We start from the raw sequence: 19,533 nt of genomic DNA, 5'->3' as shown, positions 1-19,533 counted from the left end.
TCATGGCTCTCGGCCATACTGGCTGTATGTCCTCGTCACTTCGACCTCCTGCGCAGCGTCCCTGTGAGAGCTGCCCTTATCGGCGTGATGTGCCTGCGGGGATCTGGGCTAGGGAGGAGTATGCGAAGCTCCGGCGTTACGACGCTGACACCCCTGATCAGCCCGCGGGGCTGTTCCAGTGCCATCAGGCCGATGCCGACAGTGCTGTCCGGCGATTCTGTGGCGGGTGGGCTGGATGCCACGAGGGCGAGGAACTGCTCGCCCTGCGACTGGCGTTGCTCGACGGCAGCATCGACACCGACACGTACAAGGCCGTGGTCGAGTACGCGTCGCCGGTACCGCTGTTCTCATCGGGCAGCGAGGCAGCAACTCATGGTGAATCGGGCATCGAAACGCCGGATGAGAAGGCCCGCCACCTGATTAGCAAGATCACTCGGACTCGCAACGACCTTGTGCAATAGAGTTCTTGGTCACGAACGGAGCCAGATGAGGGGGGCGGCCACGGTGACGGTGCCGAGGTAGATGTATCGGCGTTTGTCATAGCGGGTGGCCACGGCTCGGAACTGCTTGATCTTGTTGATCGCTCGCTCGACGGTGTTCCTCGCCTTGTACCGGCTCCTGTCGAAGCCCGGTGGTCGGCCGCCGTCTGAGCCTCGGCGCCAGCGGGCGGTTCTGGAGTCGCTCTTTTCCGGGATCACGTGCCGGATGCCGCGCCGGCGCAGGTAATTGCGGATCAGGCTGTTGCTGTACGCCTTGTCCGCACCGACGCTGTCCGGCAGACGCCGTGGTCGGCCCGCGCCGAGTCGCGGAACGCGGATCTTGTCCATGACCGCCTCGAACTGCGTGCAGTCCGCCCGTTGTCCGGGCGTGAGAACCAAGGAGAGCGGGCGGCATCTGCCGTCCGCCGCCAGATGAATCTTCGTAGTCAGCCCGCCACGGGAGCGGCCGAGGGCCTCTCCAGCCGCTCCGCCTCCTCCTGGAACCGGCGTCGGTGCATGTGCGCGCGCAAGTGAACTGATCTTTGCAGGGCCCCTTTTGAGGCACCCGGTGGTGGCGGAGCGGTCGGGGCGCCGGCGGCATGCTGGTGAGCCCGGATCGAGGTGGAGTCGATGTTGATGTTCCAGTCGATGTCACCGGCTGCGTCGGCGACGGCCTGGACGTGCTGGAGCAGCCGTTCCCAGGTGCCGTCGGCCGACCATCGGGCATGGCGTTTGTGGATGGTCTGCCACGGGCCAAAACGCTCGGGCAGCTTGCGCCACTGGCAGCCGGTGCTGAGCCGATGAATGATCCCGTTGATCACCTGCCGGTGATCCCGCCACCGACCGCACCTGTTGTTGCCCCTGGGGAGCAGCGGTTCAAGCACTGCCCACTCGCGGTCCGTGAGATCCCCCTGCTGAGCATGATCAGAACAACGAGTTACTGATCGAGGAGACACCCCCTAGGTGTTGCGGGTCAGGACGTTGGTGACGGCGCATAGTGGAGGGCGAGGTTGGTGGCGAGGTCGCGAAGGTGAGCCCTGACTTCGGTGGGGCCGTGCACAGTGATGGCGCTCCCGAACGGCAGGAGTGCTCGTACGTCCTCCAGATGCGGGAAGCGGATCGTCACCCTGTGGCTGGCGGCGGGCTCCTCACGGTCGTCCCAGACGAGTCGTTGGCCAAAGATCCGCCGCGCTCGCTCGATCTGGGTCCGGTCGATGGTGGCGGTCACCTCTATCGCATGATCGTGTTCCCACTGAGCCACGAGCGCTGCAGCGACGGAGGCCAGGGTCTGGCTCTCGCGGATCCGTCGTGGCCGGTCGACTTCTTTCCACGTAGTGATCCGTTCGAGTCGGTACAGCCGTGGCACTCGAGCCCGGTCGGCGACGAGATACCAGATTCCGGCCTTGGCGAACAGCCCGTAGGGATCCACGACCAGGTCGCGTGGGCCTGACTCGCGTGGGCTGTCGTACTCGATCCGTAGCCGGCGACCTCGCCGCACTGCGCCGATCAGCGAAGCCGGAGTCGTGCCGGACGTAGGTGCCTGGAGCCAGGGACGGCTGTCCACGTGCACCACGTCGCTGAGCGGCAAAAGCTCATGAGCTCGGCGTGGCTGTGCAGCGGCGATCTTGGAGAGCGCGCGTCGGCTTTCGACGGATGCGTTGAGCTCCGCACGTTGCTTCTCGTCCAGCCCGGTGAGCGACAGATGATCTCGCTCGCCCGGAGTGAGTCGTGTGAGGTCGAGCCCGGATCCGGGCAGCAGGGTCACGCCTCCGAGCCGGCCCCGTTGCGCGGTCACCGGCAGACCGGCGTCGCGGAGCCAGTTCAGGTCCCGGGTGATGGTTCGAAGGGACACGTCGAGCGCCGAGGCAAGGTCCTGCGTGGTCACGGCATGCCTCGATGCGAGAAGCAGCATCAAGGAGAAGAAGCGATCCGGCGTCACACCTCAAGTTTTTCAAGAACTGCGACACGATGCGGCGTATTTCCCGGTCAGGCTGCTGGATGCGTACCAGCGACCTGCGAGAAGGAACAGCCATGACCACATCCGTCCTGTCCATCGTCTACGTGAACGACGCTCCCGCCGCAGCTCGTTTCTACGGCGACCTCCTCGGCATGAGCCCTTCGTTCGAGACTTCGGGATTCATCACCTTCGACCTCGGGCCCGGCGCTGATCTCGCTGTGTGGTCCGGCCGGTTCGAGGGTCTGTCACCGGACATTCCGCGCACCAGTGAGGTGTGCCTGGCCATCCACGGGGGTGGGCCCGACGAGGTCGATGCGATCTTCAAGCAGTGGCAGTCCAAGGGCGTCACGATCCTGCACGAGCCTCATGATGCGGGGTTTGGTCTGACCTTCCTCGCAGCCGATCCTGACGGGAACCGTATCCGCGTCGCACCGCGGGACTGACAGGCCGCAATGCGGCAGGCGCGCACGATGGGCGTCGCGCCTGCCGTCGTCTGACTTCGAGAGGACGATGAGTGCTCCACGCGAATGTGCCCTTGAATGTCGAGGGCCGTAGGCGGCTCGTGAAGCGGTGCCAGACACGTCCCATCGCCCACGTCGCCGCTGAGACCGGTACGCGCAGCTCCTTCGGCGGAGCGGATCAACTGCCTTCGGTCTGCGGCAACTTCACTTGTCAGTGGCTGCCGCTAGCCTCCCCGTACGAGTTGGATCACGCGGGGAGCGGAAGGGCCGGAAAGTGGTGGGGATGTCGTGGCGAGACCTCGTGTTGAGGCAGAGCTTTGTCGAGGCGCGGGGCTACTTGGCGGATGTTGCGAGCGGGCGGTCCACCGGAGAGCTGAAGGCGCTCGTCGATGAGATGATCACGCCTGGCTATGAGGGGCGCGTCCTGATCGAGCTGTTGCAGAACGCGCATGACGCGCATCCGGCGAAGGGGCGCAGCGGACAGATCGAATTCCTGTTGTGCGAGGACGAGGGCGAGCATGGCGCCCTCCTGGTGGCCAACGGCGGACACCCGTTCAGTGACCGGGACTTCACGGGGGTCTGCACGGTCGGGCTGTCGCCCAAGAGCCCCGACGAAGGTATTGGGCACAAGGGCATCGGCTTCAAGAGCGTCCTCCAGCTCACCGACGCCCCCGAGATCTACAGTGCGTCCCGGCAGGACGCGCGCGCCTTCGATGGCTTCTGCTTCCGCTTCGCTCAAGACGCCGACTTCGACTGGATTGCCCAACAAGTGGCTCCGGACAATCCGGAGGCAGCGCAGCAACTACGTGACGGGGTCAGCTCCTTGAAGCTGCCGATTCCGGTAGACGACGTCCCGGACAGCGTGAGGTCGCTGCGGCGGCGGGGTTTCGTAACCGTGGTCCGCCTCCCGCTGCGCTCGGCGCAGGCACGTGCGGAGGTCGAGCGGCAGCTCGTCGAACTCTCCTCTCAGCAGGCGCCTTTCGAGCTGTTCCTGCACCGCTTGGCGAAGGTGACCATCGCGCGGCGCGGTGGCCCGGACAAGAAGCGGATGCGCCCGCAGACGTATAAGAGGAAGGTTCGCACGCTCGTCTCGGCGGACGGACTGCAGGTGCAGGAGGTGGTGCTGCGGCGCAGCATGCGGCTCATCGTGCTGCACACGCAGGTGGACGAGGACGCAGCTCTCACAGCGATCGAGCAGGCCGTCGACGCGCGCGTGATGAGCAAGGTCTGGTCTTCCTGGCGGGGCGCGGCGGAGGTCAGCGTGGCCGTGCCGGCCGACGACCCGTTGCCCGCCGGGCGGCTGTACGCGTTCTTGCCGATGGCGGACGAGGCGCCCTGCCCGGTGCATGCGTTCGTCAACGCGCCGTTCTTCACCACCTTCGAGCGCCGATCGTTCTCCGAGACCGTTCCGTGGAACGCTCTGCTGCTCGATGCGGCAGCCCGTGCATGTGCGCTGGCGGCGCTGCTGCCCGCGCAGGATCGACGCCGTATCCCGTCGGCTGCGCTCGTGGATCTGATGTGCTGGAACAGGCCGCAGGTGCACCGGCTGGAGGCCGCGCTCAGCGGGCTGGGCCAGGAGCTGGAGAAGGTCGCCTTCTTGCCGGTGCTGCACCCTGCCGGCGGGCACACGTCGCTCACATGCGGCTTCCTCTGGAATAGCTCCGACAAGGCGCGGGTGTTCACGCCACAGGCACTGGCTGCGGCGGGCGTTGAGGACCTCATCGACCCCAGGCTCCATCCGAGGCGGCTGCACCGTGTGAAGGTGCTCGGGCAAGGCTCCTTCCTGAGTTTCGACCCGGGTGCCCACCAGCTTGCGGAGTGGGCGGAGCGACTTGCTGCAGCCCTGGTCGCCGGTAGTAGGGGGCTGGATGCGTGGGCGGACTTCTATGCCGATCTTTCGCTGTGCCTGGCGGACAGCAGCCATGCGCTGCGCGGGAAGCGGATCCTCCTGGGCTCCGGCGGGGAGCTGTTGCCCGCAGGGGGCACGGGCGTGTTCTTGCCGCAGCCGGACCAGCCGTCCCCCGTCGGCGCGCTCGACCTTGCCGGCCCGGCCGCTGACGCGGCTGGTGACATCACCGTGCCGGTGCCCGGGCGGCTCGCGGAGCACATTCGTTTCGTGCACGGCGGAATCCCCTGGTACGGGAAGCGGGCCACGCGTCGCACGGAAGGGAGGCGCTGGCTGGAGCAGCAGCAGTTGGTGCACGCGTATGCACCCCAGACCGTTCTGGACGTCGTGGCCAAGGCCATGGCGGCGGAGCGGGGCGACGACAGTGCCCTGGGCGTGTACCTGCGGTACGCGTGCGTGGTGTGGGCGGCGAGCCTCGCGGAGACGGGTGGGTCCGGTCTCCAGGTCAAGGGCCTGCTGGGGCCCGCACAAGGCGGATGGATCACCTTGGACACTGCCATGTTCGGCAGCGGCTGGCCGGGGGCGCAACGACATGTCGACGACGTCCTGGTGCGTTTCCTTGACCGGGAATCGGCCGGGTCGGTCGAGGTGGCGCGGCTCAGGGGCTGCGTCATCGAGCCACCCGAGGGAATCCTGGGGACGGGCGGTGAGACCGGCTTGGACCCCAGCACGCTGCGGCGTTTCCTGGAGCGGCAGGGCGTGAGCCACGGGCTGCAACCCCGGTGGCATGCGGTACACCGGACCTCCGACTCCGTGAAGGGAGAGATGCTCAACTCGCCCTACCGCTTCGGCGGGTTCCCGCGCCTGCCGCTGAGATGGCAGGAGTTGAGTAACTGGCGATTGACGGCGGCCCGTTGGCCGGGGCGGCAGTGGGTGTACATCACGGTGTCCTACCGGCCGAAGGGGCCGTTGTGCACGCTGCCCGGGCAGCGTGACTACGACGGGTTCGACGACGACAGCCGTAAGCTGTACGCGGAGTTGATCCTCCACGGCCTGAACTCCTGGCCGGAAGCAGCCTTTGAGACCACCTACACCGGCGGTTCCGACCGGCACGGCACGCCGTGGCCGACACCGCTGGCGGGGTTCCTCGCCCAAGCGCCCTGGATCCCGCAACAAGATCCCCGCCCGGAGGCCGCGCAGAGCGCCCCGTCCGACTTCGCGGACGCGGACGGCACGTGGTGGTGGGCGGCCGAGGGCGCGCCGCCCGAATACCTCACCACCGTGCCCGCTTCACTGCGCGCGCGGGCAACGGACCGCGCCCTGGCGCGGCTTGCCCAGTTGGGCGTGCGACGGTGGGACGAACCGGACACGGCGCTGGACCGGCTGGACCACCTGGCCGAGCTCGTGGCCACCACGCCGAGCTTGCGACACGGTCGACTTGGCCATCTGGTCCGCCAGGCCAACGAGAGAGCGTGGGCCGATCTCCTGCCCGCACCCGGGCAGGGACACTCTAGCCTTCAGGAAGTCACTGACCTTGTGATCTCCCGCGAGGGCACACTCGAAGTGATCGGAGAACGCGCCGACCTGGAGAGGCAACACGAGCCAGACGAGGGCGCGGCGAAGGATGACGGCGTAGAGGAGGACGGACTGGCCCATGAGGATCAGACCGAGACCGTGTACGTTCCCGACGAGCAGGGGACCATCGAGCGCAGACTCCTCGATGCCGTCCCCGTCCCCGTGCTGCCCATCGCCGCCGGCCCCCTTGCCGATCGCGTCCACTCCCACCTGAGGCATCACGCTGCATTCCCAACACGCCGCACCAGCGATGCCGAGGTGGAGGCCCTCGCGGACGGGATGCCCCTGGACGCCTCCTGCGGTGATCCGCTGACGGAGGTGGCGGGGCCCTGGCTGGCGACGCTGGTGGCGGGGCTCGTCGAGTTCGACGCCGAGCGGGCCTTGCGGTTCACCGACGTCTCACCAGGTCTGATCACACGCCGGATCGGCGCCTGCCGGCTCGTGCGGGCCACGCACACGGTGCTGCACGTGGACGGGCACGCCGTGCCCGGCGAAGCGACGGAGCATTCCCTGTTCCAGGGAACACCGGAGCAGGGGCTCGTCGTGACGGTCCACCCCGCGGGTGACCAGGCTCCGGAGTGGGAGATCCTGCAGAACGCAGCCCCGGCCGTGGCCGCCCTCGTGGGCGTCGCGGCTCTCGGCGAGCGCCTTCAACTGACCCACTTCCAGCTAGCCCAGCGCTGCGCCCGGCCACGAGACGTCGGTGAGGTGGATCTCGCAGAGGTCCTGCGTGTGCCCGTGGGCAAGCTCGAAGCCGTACTCTCGGACCGGGCCTCCATACGTTCCGGCAGCGCCCGTCTCGTCCCGCTTGTGGCCTGCGTGGATGTCGGGCTAGCCGAGGGACTCCAGCGTCTGCAGGAGACCTTCCATGACCGCGGACAGGTCCGCGATTGGCTGGCCTCGCGTCTGGATCCCAAGACCAGCCGCACCCTGATGCTCCTCATCGATGACGACGACTGGGAGCGCAGGCTCACCACCCTCGGCGTCGAACTGGCCGACGCGAACCGCGCGTGGCGAAACCTGGGGCTGCCACCCGTGCACAACAGGGCCGGACACGCACGCCAGTTCGCGCATTGGATGCAGCACAACCGGGCCCGCCTCGTCGATCTCGTACGCGATGCCTTCCTGCCGGCATACCGAACCGGGGCGAGCCTTGAAACATACGTGCAGCTGCGCGAACTGCCCGGACTCGAGGCCGCACCGGAATGGCTCGACACCTACTGGGACATACCGGCAGAGGTCCTGGACGCACACGCGGAAGAGTGGGCCCGCTCTCACCTGCCGACCCCCTCGCCGGTGCAACACAAGAAGCCAGGAAAAGGCGACGTCCGGACACAGCCCGTCGCTGAGGTCCGCGACGCGTGTGTGGGCGTCCTGCACGAGCAGCTTCCACGCCTTCGCACGCTCACCGACACCTGGACACGCATGCACGACGCCTCACCAGCACACGCGCTTCCCTCCGTCGCAGAGGTCACACAGGCCATGGACGCCGAAGGGCTCTTCGACTTCGATCGGCTGAGCAAGCGGCGGCTGACGCGCTGGCTGAGCGACCACGGCTACTGGCCCAACGGCATGCCCCTCACCCACCGCCCCGCCGACCTGGATCTGGACACATCCCGCCCCGGCGGACAAGGCGAGTCGCCCGCGCTCGGCACCCAAGCGCGCCCGACCGCCACTCGCCCGCAGGTGCTGCTCAGCGGAAAGCCTCTGTCCATCGGCCGGGACGACCTGCATGTCCTGGCCCGCGAGGTGACCGCCGATGTGACCAAGGACCAACTCGCCGTCCAGCCGACGCCGTTGGCCTCGCTTCCACCTACATTCCCCCGGCCCCGGGCCGAGCGCGGCGGAAGCGATGACCGATACACGGTGACCCCTGCCGATCCCGAAACGACCAGGGCAATCGGGCTTGCCGGCGAGATCGTCGTCGGCGCGTGGCTGCGCCACCACTATGGCGTGCCGGAGCAGGAGTCGTGGCGCTCCGGCCTGCGATCACACGTCTACCCGGACGGCATCGGAGACGACCGGCTCGGCTACGACTTCCGCGTCAGCACCCCAGAAGAAACCCTGTACTTCGAGGCGAAGGCATCCACCGGCGCCGACGCCGAGATTCCACTGGGTGAGTCCGAAGTCGAGCGCGCGCGCACCCTCAAGCCCGACGAGACATACATCATCGTCTATGTCTCGCACGTGCTGGACGGCACCCGCCGCCGCATCACCCCCTTGCCCAACCCCTTCGGGGCACCAGGGCTCGCGGGATACCGCATGGTGGGCAATGCGCTGCGGCTGCGGTTCACATGGCCCTGATCGGCTGCACTCTTCCTCGCGGAATAGCGCCACCTACACCGCGTTCCGTGAGGTCGGCCGCGTCATCCGCACCGTGCAGTTGTTGCGCTTCCTCTCGGACGCGCCATGTGTCGGCAGGTGACCGCGGTGACGACGAACAAGTTAGCGGGTCGCGCAGGGCTCCGGCGAGGCGGCGAGGTGGGCTCGGCATCCCAGGCTCGCATCCAGGTCCTGCCGGCGGCCTCAACTGCGAGATCGGGGAGGTGTGTTGATGGCCTGTCCCCCTTCAGGTGCAGGTGGGGCAGTGGTGCCATCAGGTTCTCACTCGGAGGGTTTTGACGCGTATCCGTACTGCCAGGCGTGCACGCCGGGTCCCCCGGGGATCGGGTGCGGTGTGCTGGGCCTCGTGACGTCCACACTCTGCTCGTCGGTGACCGTTTACCAGTGGTCATGCGGGGGCGGGCAGCGCGAATCCGATGCGGTCGTTCCAGCCTTCGGGCGCGGTGCAGTTCGGGTTGGGCGTGCCCGTGCCGCGCTCTGGGAACCGGAGCATCCGCTCCTCGTGCTCCATGGATGTCACCGAATGGAGGTTGATCGTGAATCGGCAGCGGTGCTCGGTGTTGGACGAACTCTTCTGGAAGCCGAGCAGAGCGAAGTCCGGATCGGCCGCCTTGAGGCGGAACACCTGTCCGCTGCCCACGACCCCGGCGCCGCGCAACGCTGGTGCCAGCCGGTCCTTGATCATCGCCTTGAATAGGTCCTGCGCGCTCATGCCCTCCATCTCAGCTTGCCTGACCGGGCCGAGCCAGAGACGAAAAGGCCGTCGATTGAGGCCGAGAGCCAGGGCGGCCAACCAATCGTCGGCACCCCGAGCGGTGCGATCAACCGCGGCGCCAGGACGCTTCGTGCCGGGCCCTTGACTTCGAGGTGCTGGAGAGGCCAGGTGCTGCTGACGAACGCCCCACCAGCATCGCCAGACCTCAAGCCTTCCTCTGAAGTCGGTTCACGCACTGGCCAGCGGCAACCAGCCCGATCATCATGCATGCATGCAAAGGCTGTCCAAGAAGGTGACTGCTGTCGGTGCGGTCGCCGCCACGTGCGTGGTCCTCTTCCTCTTCATCCTCTTGCTCTGGAGGGGGCCGTGGTGGTTCGACGGTTCGCACATCAACAACAAGAACCTTCAACCCGCTGATGGCGTCGTCATCACGGGGTTTCGCACCGCACTCATTGCTTTGGGTGCTGGAGTTGTAGCTGCGGCTGGCCTGTACTACACCCACCGAACGCTGCAGCACACGCGTGAACGGGATCGCGAGCAGGCGGAGCTGACCCGCGAGGGTCAGATGACCGACCGATATGTTGAAGCAATCAAACTGCTGGGTTCTGCCAGTCTCACGGAACGCCTCGGCGGGATCTACGCCCTGGAACGGATCCTTCGGGACTCGGTGAAGGACCACTTCACAGTCGTCGAGGTTCTGGCAGCGTTCGTGCGCACGAACGCAGCGGCAGGCAACCCCGCCCCACCAGAACCGGTAGCCGAGGACGTCAGAGCCGCTCTGGAGGTGCTGCGGCGACGCCCCGAGGACCGCCGCGGTGGCCCCCTGCAACTCTCAAACGTTTGCCTGCCGAAAGCGTCCTTGGACCACGCCTTTCTGCACAGTGCCGTCATGCGTGGCGCGCAGCTCCAAGCGGCAGACCTCCAGAGCTGTGACGCAACCTATTCCTTCCTGTCCGATGCCGGGCTCGACGGGGCATTTCTGTATAACGCGACCCTTTATGGTGCAGATCTGAAAAATTCCCGCCTGAACGGTGCTCAACTCCTCAGCGCCAATCTCGACAAGGCTCAGCTCCTTGGTGCATGCCTGGACGCGGCAAACCTTCATAAAGTGCGGGCTCGTGAAGCAGACCTGAATGATGCGTCCCTGAGGGACGCTTCTTTGCAGGGTTCCGACTGGAGCAACTCCTCCTTCTTGGGAGCCGACCTGAGCGGGGCGACACTGACCAACGCCCGATTCCGGCAGGCATCCTTCGTGGGGGTTAAGTTCGGCACGGCTGTGCTGGCAGGGGCCGACATCGCATACGCCAATCTTGACGGCGCGGACCTGTCCGCAGCTGCGGGGCTGACCGTTGACCAGCTGCTGACCGCGAAGGTCTATGGGTCAACTCGGCTGCCAGGCGCTTTCGAAGAGAATCCGAACATCGCACAACACGTTCGAGCATGCGAGAAGGAGATCTTTGCCGGTCCCTTCCTGGAGTGACCCAAATCGACTGACTCCGGATCGCTCGCATCGCAAATTCAAGAAGAACGCCCTGGCGTGGTGGGAGGAGAGGTTCACCCAGCACAGCACGGCTCACTCATCGCGACGGATCCGAGTCGAGCATGGCATCGCCCACCTCAAGAACTGGAGGGGCCTGCCCCGTCACCTCGGCAGGCGTGAACTCCTCGACGAACTTGTGCTGGCAAACGTCGGGGTCGCCTCCGCACAGAGGCAGTTCCCGCGGCCTGCCGTAGCGAGGTAAGCAATACCGAAGAGCCCTGTCGCTATGCCCGGACGCCAACCATGCACGAGCTCGCTAGAAGCCCGTCGCGATCAGGGCCAGGATGGCGGCGAGGGTGGCGACGGCTGCTATGAGGCTCGCGACTATCGCCGAAGCCCAGTCGGGCACCATCATTCTCAAGAGGGGGCGCTGGGGTGGACGCGGATGCTTGACGTCGACTTCCGTTCGACTTTCCCGGCGAGTGATGGTGCGCAGTCGGCGATGGAGGGCGTACCCGCCGAAAATGCTCGCAGCGAGGAGAATGGAAAGTCCCATGTCTGCCGCATGGTTCTGACTGTTCTCTCGTACCACGGGCCATAGCCCCAGTTCTCCCCACGAGAATGCGAAAGCTAAGACTAATGCGAGCGGGATGAGCCACCGCAGGATTGCGGGATGGAGCGGTTCCTCTTTGGCTTTTGCCTCGCGGCGCAGGTAGTAAGTGACGTCGCGTTCGCGTTCGGTGGTCCAGGTCGCGTCCGAGGACTGGAACTCCACGGTCAGGCAGTTCTTTTGGAATTTGAGGCGTGCTGTGTGATCGGGGCCTGATGCTTTCCATGTCAGGCGGGTCCACTTGGTGGGGGACTGCGGGCCGCACAGCTTTCGTACGTCCCGGAGGAGTGAGTCGAGATCCGTAGAGTAAAAACTTCTCTCGTATCGTTGAGTCCCTACCTGTATGTGCGGGGAGCGGATGCCTTCCGTGGCGAGGCTGATGAGATGGTCCAATTCGTCGCGCCCGAGCTGGACTTGGTAGAACACGAAGCGTCTGGCATGGGTCATTGCGGACATGCGGATCAACGTAGTCCGTGTCGGCGTTCTGCATGCCCGAGTTCTGCAATCGTGGCCACGCGCTTGCTTCGAGTCCGGTGGCCGAGGGTGATGCCGACCGGCGGGTGCTGTGCTCGGTGTTCACGATGGCGTTTGGAGGGCTTCACCGAGCTTCTTCAGCGTAGGCACCGGTCGGGTTGTGTGTGGGGGGCCACCCGACCTGCTGCTCGGGCGGCCCCCCTGCTTCACCGGCAGTGGCGTAGCTGAAGATCCTTATTGGGCGTCTTCTTGTTCGTGGAGCATGCGCCGGTAGTTGGGGTGGTCCTTGTCCATCTGGATGGCCAGGTGGATGGGGAGCGGGTAGTCGGTGCGGTGGTCGTAGGAGAGGGCGCTGTCGCACAGGCGGGCTGCTGCGAGTGCGTAGCGGTAGGGGTCGTCTCCGGAGGTGTGGAAGGGGATGTGGAATTCGGTGAGGGTGTGGGCGTACCAGTCTTCTGCTTGCTCTTCGGGGTCGGTGCTGGCCCAGCGGCTGTAGTGCTCGCCGGCTCGTGCGTGGCGGGTTCCGCCGTTGAACTGGTGGGGTACGTGGGCGAGGTACCAGGTGGTGGGGGCTGTGGGGTGGGCGAAGAGCCCGTTGGTGCGTTTGCCCGGGTCGAGGGTTTCGAGGCCGGTGTCGGGGTCGATGGACGGAAGCTGGACCTGGGCGGGGCGGGGGAGTTGGCCGCGGAACGTGCTGTCGTCGGTGACGCGGACGATGGCGCGCGGGCGTTGGTGTTCGTCCAGGGACAGGCCCGGCAGGGCGAGGCGTCCGTCGAGGTGGGCGATGGTGCCGTCCGGGTCGATGGGTTGGTCGAGGTGGGTGTTGGCGAGGTGGGGCCATAGGCTGCGGCAGCTGTTGCCGTTGACGTACAGCACGTAGCCGGTGGCCGTGCCCTTGTGGTGCCCGAGGGTGAACAGTGCCTGGTCGATGGCGCGCGTCAGGTGCTGGTCCTGGCGGCGTCCGGGTGGCAGTTGGTTGGAACGGAAGTCGAGGTTGGCTTCGGGGTAGGGGATCCAGGAGCCGGGGGTGTTGGAGGAACCGGGGCGGTGGGCGAGTACGCGCCAGTGATCGCCGTCGGGAATGAGCGCGCTCATGAGCCAGACCAGGCGCGGGGGTTCGCCGGCTTTCCAGTTGCTGCGCTGCTGGCGCAGGTGGAGGCCGACGTGGATGAGGGGTTCTTTGAGTCCGTGGTCGGTGAAGGTGAGGTTGCGGGTGAGGCGGGAGGGGACGAGGGCGGCTGCGCGCATCAGGTCGGCGATGGCGTTGTGGCCGGGGTGGTCGCCGGAGATTTCCTGGCCCAGTCGTTCGAGCTCGGTGGGGTTCTCGAGCTTCTTGGCCTTGCGGCTGGGTGGGAAGGGGCGGTCGTGGTGGGTGAGGAACTGGGCGAGGACTCCGAAGCGGGCCAGGTAGCGGTTGGCGTAGGGCTTCGCGTCAGCGAGGTAGGGGTCCTTCTCCGTGGAATCGGTCTGGCGCGAGGCGCGGCGGCGCCGTGACCAGGCGGAGGCGTCGAATTCGGTCTCGGCCAGAGCGAGGACGCGGGTACCTGGGGGTGCGATGCGGTGGGGGATCTCGCGCGCTGCGGCCAGGCGGCCGGCGTGGTCTTCGCGGTGTTCGAGGAGGTGCGGGACGTGGCTGAAGCTGATCTCGACGTGCTCGTTGAGCGGGATGATGTGGTTGTCCTGCTTGCCTTCTGCGGCGTCGGCGAGGTCGGGGCGGTTGAAGTGGTAGCAGAGGAGCTTTTGCATTCGGGGCCGCGTGGTGGGGTTGTGATACAGCGCGAGGATGCGCAGGCGTTCGCACCCGGCGGTCTGGAGGATGCGGTGCAGGTCCGGGGCGTCCAGGAGGGTGGTGTCCCGTCCGAGGTGTGTGGTGCGCCGGGTGCGGGAGATTCGTTCGGTGCGTTGGTTGAGGCGCAGGGGCTCGCAGTCGAGTGCTGTGGAGCTGTGGTCGCCGATGCGGGACATGGTGTGCATGCCTGGGCCGCGGCCGATGGGGAAGCGGACGGAGTAGGGCACGACGACACGGAAGTCGCCGGGGGTTCCGCTCAGGTCCCTGACGACGTCGGGTAGCAGGGGGCGGGTGCCGCGGAGCCGGGCGTAGCTGTCGAGGGCGAGGCGGCTGGTGTGGGCGAAGTGGGTGTGGTCGGCTCGGCCACCGAGAGCGAGCGTCATCAGCGGGGCGTCGGCCTGGGCGGAGTAGTACACGGTGCGGGCCGAGGCGAGGCGGTCGCTGTAGCGCAGGGTCTGCGGCTGGACGAGGACGTAGGGCTGAGGGGTGCCGGGCATGGAGCTGAGCAGGACTTCCAGGTACAGGGTTGCGTACTTGGTGTGTTCCGGTTCGCCTTGGCGGGCGGGGTCGCTCTTGTAGTTCTTGTCTTTGCGCTTCTCCCGGGCTTCCTTGATCTGTGTCCAGGAGGCGGTCCAGAGGTGTTCGGGGTCCCAGGCGTGGACGTTCCCGCAGTCGTCGGCGCGAAGGTTGATGGCGCGGCCGTCGAGGTTCAAGGGGGACTGGACGAGGAGGCGGGCGGGGTTCCACGTGGCGGCGGGGTAGAGCCATGCTGGCGCGGTGAAGGTGTGTGTTCCCGCTTCGATGTGGTCCGCCAGGCGGATGTGCTCGGGTTCGATGGCGGCGATCTGTTCGGCGAGGCGGCTGTCGTACGCCAGGCTGATCTTGTCCTCGGGGACCTGGAGGGCGGTCTGTTCCCACAGACAGACGGCGTCGTAGAGGTCGTCGCGGTGCAGCGGGGCGCCGGTGATCAGTCCGGTGGGCGGCGTGTCGTGGGAGGGGCGGTCCATCTCGGCGTTGGTCTTGCCCAGCACGCGCAGCACGGTGAGCAGCGCGGTGTAGGGGAGGTTGCCGTCGCTGCCGGTGAGGCCGCGGTATTCGCGGGTGGCGGCCATCCACGTCTGTGCGGCGGAGGTGAGGTCGTACAGGTAGCCGCCGCCGAGCAGGTCCTGGCCTGCGGGGTAGGCGAGCACGTCGAGGTAAGGGCCTTGGGGAAAGTGGTTCATCAAGGTTCCTAGAGGGCCGTGAGGGTGGTGAGGGGTGGCGGGTTGCCGCTGGCGAAGTCGATCCAGGCGTCGAAGGTGGCGCCGTAGGTGTGGCGCAGCTGCTGCTGTTCGCCCGGCTCGAGTTCGGCGTAATAGGTGCGCAGCAGTGAGGGGTAGTCGCTGCCGAAGCGGGCGTCGTGGAAGGCGTTGTCGACGAGGTAGATCTCGACGTCGGTGTCGCCGCGGCGGGCGCGTCCGGCGAGCTGGATGAGGTCGACGAGGATGCCGGCGAGGATCTCGGTCTTCAGGAAGCGGGGGTAGCGGCTGAAGCGGGGGTCGGCGGCGATGATGGCGTCGCGTCGCTGTTCGGCTGCGTGGCGCTGCGCGGTGAGCATGGCGGCGGGGTCCAGGCTGGGCCCGCCCCGGGAGATGCCGGCGGCGTTGATCGAGGCGTACATGGTGTTGGGGTCGTGGATCTGCATGACGGGACGGGTGCCGACCCAGATCGAGTACAGGGCGGAGCGTTCGGTGCCGGGCACGAGGATGTTCAGGCCCCGGCAGACCGGGCCGATGGGCGCGACGATGACCTTGACATCCGGGTACCGGGCGGGCAGTTCCTCGAGTTCGTCGACGGTGACCAGTACGACGCCGGGTGGCAGTGCGATGGCCGGGGCTTTGCCGCTGGCAGGCAGGACCACGGCGACCCAGTGGGCCTGGGGTGCGGCAGTGGCAATGCCGGAGGCGAGGAGGAAGGCGTGGTGGGTGGAGTTGGTGACGGTGAGCACGAGCTGGCGGTCGGGATCGTGGCCGGCGATGAACCGCAGGTGGGGCTCGAGGCGCTTCTTCCACAGACGTCCGCCGAAGGCGGGCAGGTCGCGGACCTTGGCGCTCTCCTCGAGTCCGGCCAGTCGGAAGAAGTCGTTGGTGTCGTCGTCCCGGGTGACGTGGCCGGCCTTGGCGCGCACCGCGTCGGGTCTCGTGTCGCTGTAGAGGTAGGCGGGCAGGGTGTGCAGGTGGGTCTTGGCGGCCCGCGGGAAGAAGGCGGTGGCAGAGAAGGCCAGGACGCGGCGCCGTTTGCCGCAGGTTCCCAGGGCGATCGTGTTGCCGAGTTGCGTCATCGTGGTGTGCGGATCGCCGGTGAAGCTGCGCACGTCGAGTCGGCCAGTGGGATGGGGGCGTGGGTTCTGGGCGATGGCGAAGCCGTACAGCGAGTCGCCGAGGGCACCGTGGGGGATGGGCGAGTGCTGGGCGAAGGTGCCCAGCAGCTCGGCGATCGGGCGCGCTTCGGGCAAGAACGCGTCCGCTGCCGCAGCGACGTTGCGCAGCTTGGTGAGGGCGTCGGTCAGGCAGCCGAGCCAGGTGCGCACCAGCAGCGCGTTGACCAGCTGCAGCAGCGCGGGTCCGTGATGCCCGTTCTTCTCCAGCAAGGTGGTGAGTTCGTCCTTGATGAAGGGGAGAACGTTGCGGGCCTGCCCGGCATTGATGGCCTCCTCCAACAGCGCACGGATCGCACGGGCTTGGGGCAGGTCGGTCTGCGACTGCCCGCGCCGGCTACGGCGCTTGCTGGGGTGCTTTTTGTCCTGGAACGGAGCGGGGAACAGCTCCTTGAGCCCCTCCATCTCCGCGTAAGTGATTTTGTCGTGCTCGTTCTTGTGCAGCAGGGCCGCGGCGATCCGGCGATCCCAGGTACCGGGCACATGCAGGTTGGAGGATGGACGGTCGTGGTCGTCGTCGTAGGTCTCCAGCCACAACTCGCCTTCCAGGACGTTGTCGAGGAACGACTCGGCGAAGTGCCGGGCCAGACGCAGCGGATCTGCGATACGGCGTGTCACCGACGGGGGGACGGGGCGGCGGCGGTGTGCCCGATCGAGCTGGACCAGCGGGCTGTCGCTGGTGCCGGGGCCGTGGGCGGCGAGTGCGAGCTGCTTTGTGTTGGTGTCGCACAACGTGGCCTGCAGGCCGTCGACTTCGTCGATCAGGACCGTCGGGCATCGCCCGAGCAGGAGTTTGAGCAGGCTCTCACGGCTCGATGGCTGTCCGTCGACATCGAGAGGGAGACGGGCGCTGCCCAGCAGCAGGTTGTGATGGTTGGTGACGATGATGTCGGCGCGGGCAGCATCGTGCAGCAGGGCGAACCGGGGGCAGTGGTCAATCCGGGGGCAGGCGCTGGGCCCGGTCTCTGTCAGTTCTCCGGCATCCGCGTCACTGTCATGAACGCGGCGCAGCCGCAGGCAGGGCTCATCACCGGGGGCCGGCCCGGGGCCGTGCGTGATCCACGCCTTGAGGTCACAGGGGTACGCGAGCAAGTCGAAGCGGTCCCACCGGCCGCGGGCAAGTGCACGTGCCGCCTGCTCCGCCATGCGGCTCGGCGTGATCAGCGAACTGACGTGCAGCTCACCGGCGCGGCGCGCGGGCTGCCCGGAAGCATCGAGGAGGCCGTCGTCCAGGTCGTGCTCAACGATGGCGCGGAGCTTGTCGGTGATCTTGAAGACATCGCCCAGTTGAGGGACCACGACCAATACCGGGCCCTGCCGTTGCCGGGCAGCCAGGATGGCAATCTCCAGCATGGCGACCGACTTGCCGACCCCGGTGGGCGCGTTGACGATGCTCAGCCGCCCGGCCGGCAACTCCAAAGCATCAATCTTGTTACCGTGCTGATCACGCAGACGATCGAAGAACTGCTCCAGCAGCGCGGGCTTCCACGCCACCCGCGCATCCAGCTGCTCGTGCGCGCGGACCTGAGCCAGGACGTCCGCGACGCGCACCTCAGCATCGTCGCAGCGAGGCGCGGTCCTCCACACCAAGGGCGCAAGATCCTGCTCCCGGGCCGGGAGCGCGTGCCGCGGCACGCGCACGGTCGTGATCTCACGGGTGCCGAACTGCCACAGCCCTTCGCCGGCCCGTGTCGGCAGCGCCTTGCGGGCGTCGATCAACCGGGCGGCCTGGTGAAGGTGCCGGTCGGCCACGGCGAGCGGCTCGTCACCGTGCACCGCCACCACGTACCGTCCACGGCCCGGCCCGTCACCATCGGCCTTGGCGTACAGGCCATGACCACTGGCCGCGTAGTACAAGGCGGCGCTGGTGAAGTCGGCCTCCCGAGCCAGATCGTCACCTCGTGCCTGCCAGAAGCGGCCGAAGCGTTCATGTTCGTCGGCACTCAGATGCTCCCAGTCGGTCATCAGGTCACCCAGACGCCCGGCGGCCAACACCCCGGCCTGATCAAGCGGCACCAATCGGCGCCCGACGGGATCGGTGAAGCCCCAATACCGGTCGGTCAGCGCAAGGCCCGCCGCGACCACCTCGTTCTGCTCGTCGCGCTCCTCGGGGTCGCGCTGCGGACGCCATGCACTCACGCGTCCCCCTGGACGGCGGCGCGCACATGCTGGATGAACCGGCTGACGGTGAACGCCCGGTAATGCGTGGCCGGGAGGCGCTCGCTGAGCGTGGGCAGCTGGGACTCCTGATGATCGGGGACCACCACGCAGATGAACTTCTCAGGCAGCGGCTTGCTGGTGAGGGAGCGGGCCAGGGCGGCGGCGTCCATCCAGTCCTTGACGTCGACGCGGAACACGCGCTCGCCGTGCGCGGTCTGCACGCTCACGCGCATGTCGTAGGCGTCGGGGTACGGGTCGGCCGGCCACATCTCGCAGTCGGCCTCGGGTACTTCCTCGTGCACGCTGTCACGCAGTTCCTTCTCGACCAGTCCCGCGACCGTGGTGAAGTGCCAGGCGCCCTCCTGGAAAGCAAGGTGGTCACTGCTGGCGGGCTGCCCCACAACCGGTTGGGACGACCATGACTTGCGAGAAGAGGGGCGTCCGGCCAGGCGTAGCCGGGGCGCGGCTGTCCCTTCGGCACGGGACAGATCGAGGGTGTAACGCACGCCGCGCCAGGCGTGTGCGGTGCACCGCACACGGGCCTGGTGGTCGTCGGTCTCCACCAGCATCGGCCACCGGCACATCGGGCAGGCGAACCACCAGCCGGCGACCTGGGCCCAGGGCCAGTCGGAGACCGGTTCGAAGAAGTCCACCTTTCCCCACAGCTCGCCCCAGGCCCGCCGAAGAGTCCGGGCCTCCCCGGCAGGGTGCGTGATGCAGAGCATGCGAGCGCGCCCGTACAGCGACGGAGGCAGCTGACGCAGCGTCTCGTGCAGACGGCCTTGCTGCTGCTCGGCCCGCAACCGCGCCCATGGCCAGGGCACCTCCAGAGCCTGCAGCGGCACCAGGTGTTCCCGGCACAGACGGTGCACCTGCTCGCTCAACTTCCCCTGACTGTCCAGCAGGTGAAGCGACGACACCTCCACAGGCACCTCCTGGTGGCCCGGCAACAGCGAGCCGAGCGGCCCACGCAATCCCTGCCGGAAGGCCGCCATATCCAGACCGCGAGTGCCACGTGCAGGGTGGGCCGCGCGCAGCAACCCGAGGCAATCCATCGCGATTTGTGTTACCCGCTGGGGCGCCAGGGCCGCATCGGCGAAGGCGGCTGCGGCAAGGCAGCAGGCCGTAATCGCCTCGTCCAGGCGTGCGACGGTGGCACAGTCAGCCGACGACATGCGCCCACGGTACGAACAGCCGAACGCGGAGTGTGTCGCAAAATGGCCGTCGA

At 67.3% G+C, this 19,533-nt stretch carries 12 protein-coding genes; 5 read left to right on the top strand and 7 right to left on the bottom strand.

Annotation, left to right across the window (positions count from 1 at the left end; genetic code table 11):
* The first annotated feature begins 2 nt into the window (after positions 1 to 2).
* On the top strand, positions 3 to 461 hold the full coding sequence (locus ACIBUY_RS04835; RefSeq protein WP_399151813.1) for a DUF6283 family protein: 459 nt from the start codon (positions 3 to 5) through the stop codon (positions 459 to 461).
* A gap of 9 nt (positions 462 to 470) precedes the next feature.
* On the opposite strand, the gene ACIBUY_RS04830 is transcribed toward ACIBUY_RS04835, so the two are convergent.
* Together ACIBUY_RS04830 and ACIBUY_RS04825 are read right to left on the bottom strand one after the other, a co-directional pair.
* Positions 471 to 1,435 (bottom strand): IS5 family transposase gene (locus ACIBUY_RS04830; protein WP_399151812.1). Its coding sequence is split into 2 segments (ribosomal slippage): positions 471 to 1,066 and positions 1,066 to 1,435, totalling 966 coding nucleotides; the frame shifts between segments, so codons are not numbered across the junction.
* Positions 1,436 to 1,452: 17 nt separating this feature from the next.
* Entirely contained in the window at positions 1,453 to 2,418 is a 966-nt protein-coding gene (locus ACIBUY_RS04825; RefSeq protein WP_399151811.1) for a helix-turn-helix transcriptional regulator, read from the bottom strand.
* Between the two features lie 92 nt (positions 2,419 to 2,510).
* Between ACIBUY_RS04825 and ACIBUY_RS04820 the strand changes: the two genes are divergently transcribed.
* The 3 genes from ACIBUY_RS04820 (at position 2,511) to ACIBUY_RS04810 (ending at position 8,743) form a co-directional block, all read left to right on the top strand.
* Entirely contained in the window at positions 2,511 to 2,879 is a 369-nt protein-coding gene (locus ACIBUY_RS04820) for a VOC family protein (RefSeq protein ID WP_365567868.1), read from the top strand.
* 301 nt (positions 2,880 to 3,180) lie between these two features.
* Positions 3,181 to 8,622: a sacsin N-terminal ATP-binding-like domain-containing protein gene (locus tag ACIBUY_RS04815; RefSeq protein ID WP_399151810.1), complete on the top strand. Its 5,442-nt coding sequence runs from the start codon at positions 3,181 to 3,183 to the stop codon at positions 8,620 to 8,622.
* Positions 8,591 to 8,743 (top strand): Tn3 family transposase, encoded by a 153-nt coding sequence (locus ACIBUY_RS04810; protein WP_365567874.1) that lies wholly within the window; start codon positions 8,591 to 8,593, stop codon positions 8,741 to 8,743. The genes ACIBUY_RS04815 and ACIBUY_RS04810 overlap by 32 nt, the downstream gene beginning before the upstream one ends.
* 306 nt (positions 8,744 to 9,049) lie before the next feature.
* Here ACIBUY_RS04810 and ACIBUY_RS04805 read toward each other — a convergent pair whose 3' ends face one another.
* Positions 9,050 to 9,373, bottom strand: coding sequence for a hypothetical protein (locus ACIBUY_RS04805; protein ID WP_399151809.1), 324 nt, complete (start codon positions 9,371 to 9,373; stop codon positions 9,050 to 9,052).
* Positions 9,374 to 9,647: 274 nt separating this feature from the next.
* On the opposite strand from ACIBUY_RS04805, the gene ACIBUY_RS04800 reads away from it, so the two are divergent.
* Positions 9,648 to 10,856: a pentapeptide repeat-containing protein gene (locus ACIBUY_RS04800; RefSeq protein ID WP_365567889.1), complete on the top strand. Its 1,209-nt coding sequence runs from the start codon at positions 9,648 to 9,650 to the stop codon at positions 10,854 to 10,856.
* Positions 10,857 to 11,172: 316 nt separating this feature from the next.
* Here the strand turns inward: ACIBUY_RS04800 and ACIBUY_RS04795 are convergent, their stop codons facing one another.
* The 4 genes from ACIBUY_RS04795 to ACIBUY_RS04780 all read right to left on the bottom strand — a co-directional run bounded on the left by ACIBUY_RS04795 (position 11,173) and on the right by ACIBUY_RS04780 (position 19,480).
* Positions 11,173 to 11,922, bottom strand: a complete 750-nt coding sequence (locus ACIBUY_RS04795; RefSeq protein ID WP_365567892.1) for a hypothetical protein — start codon at positions 11,920 to 11,922, stop codon at positions 11,173 to 11,175.
* Positions 11,923 to 12,174: 252 nt separating this feature from the next.
* Positions 12,175 to 14,952, bottom strand: a complete 2,778-nt coding sequence (locus ACIBUY_RS04790; RefSeq protein ID WP_399151808.1) for an RNaseH domain-containing protein — start codon at positions 14,950 to 14,952, stop codon at positions 12,175 to 12,177.
* An 8-nt stretch (positions 14,953 to 14,960) separates the two neighbouring features.
* Entirely contained in the window at positions 14,961 to 18,284 is a 3,324-nt protein-coding gene (locus ACIBUY_RS04785) for a hypothetical protein (RefSeq protein ID WP_399151807.1), read from the bottom strand.
* Positions 18,281 to 19,480 (bottom strand): hypothetical protein, encoded by a 1,200-nt coding sequence (locus ACIBUY_RS04780; protein WP_399151806.1) that lies wholly within the window; start codon positions 19,478 to 19,480, stop codon positions 18,281 to 18,283. The genes ACIBUY_RS04785 and ACIBUY_RS04780 overlap by 4 nt, the downstream gene beginning before the upstream one ends.
* Positions 19,481 to 19,533: the final 53 nt, after the last annotated feature.

This window comes from Streptomyces sp. NPDC050085, assembly GCF_044460595.1.
Classification (GTDB): domain Bacteria; phylum Actinomycetota; class Actinomycetes; order Streptomycetales; family Streptomycetaceae; genus Streptomyces.
The sequence above is the reverse complement of the archived record's forward strand: the minus strand, read 5'-3'. Positions and strand labels throughout refer to the sequence as shown.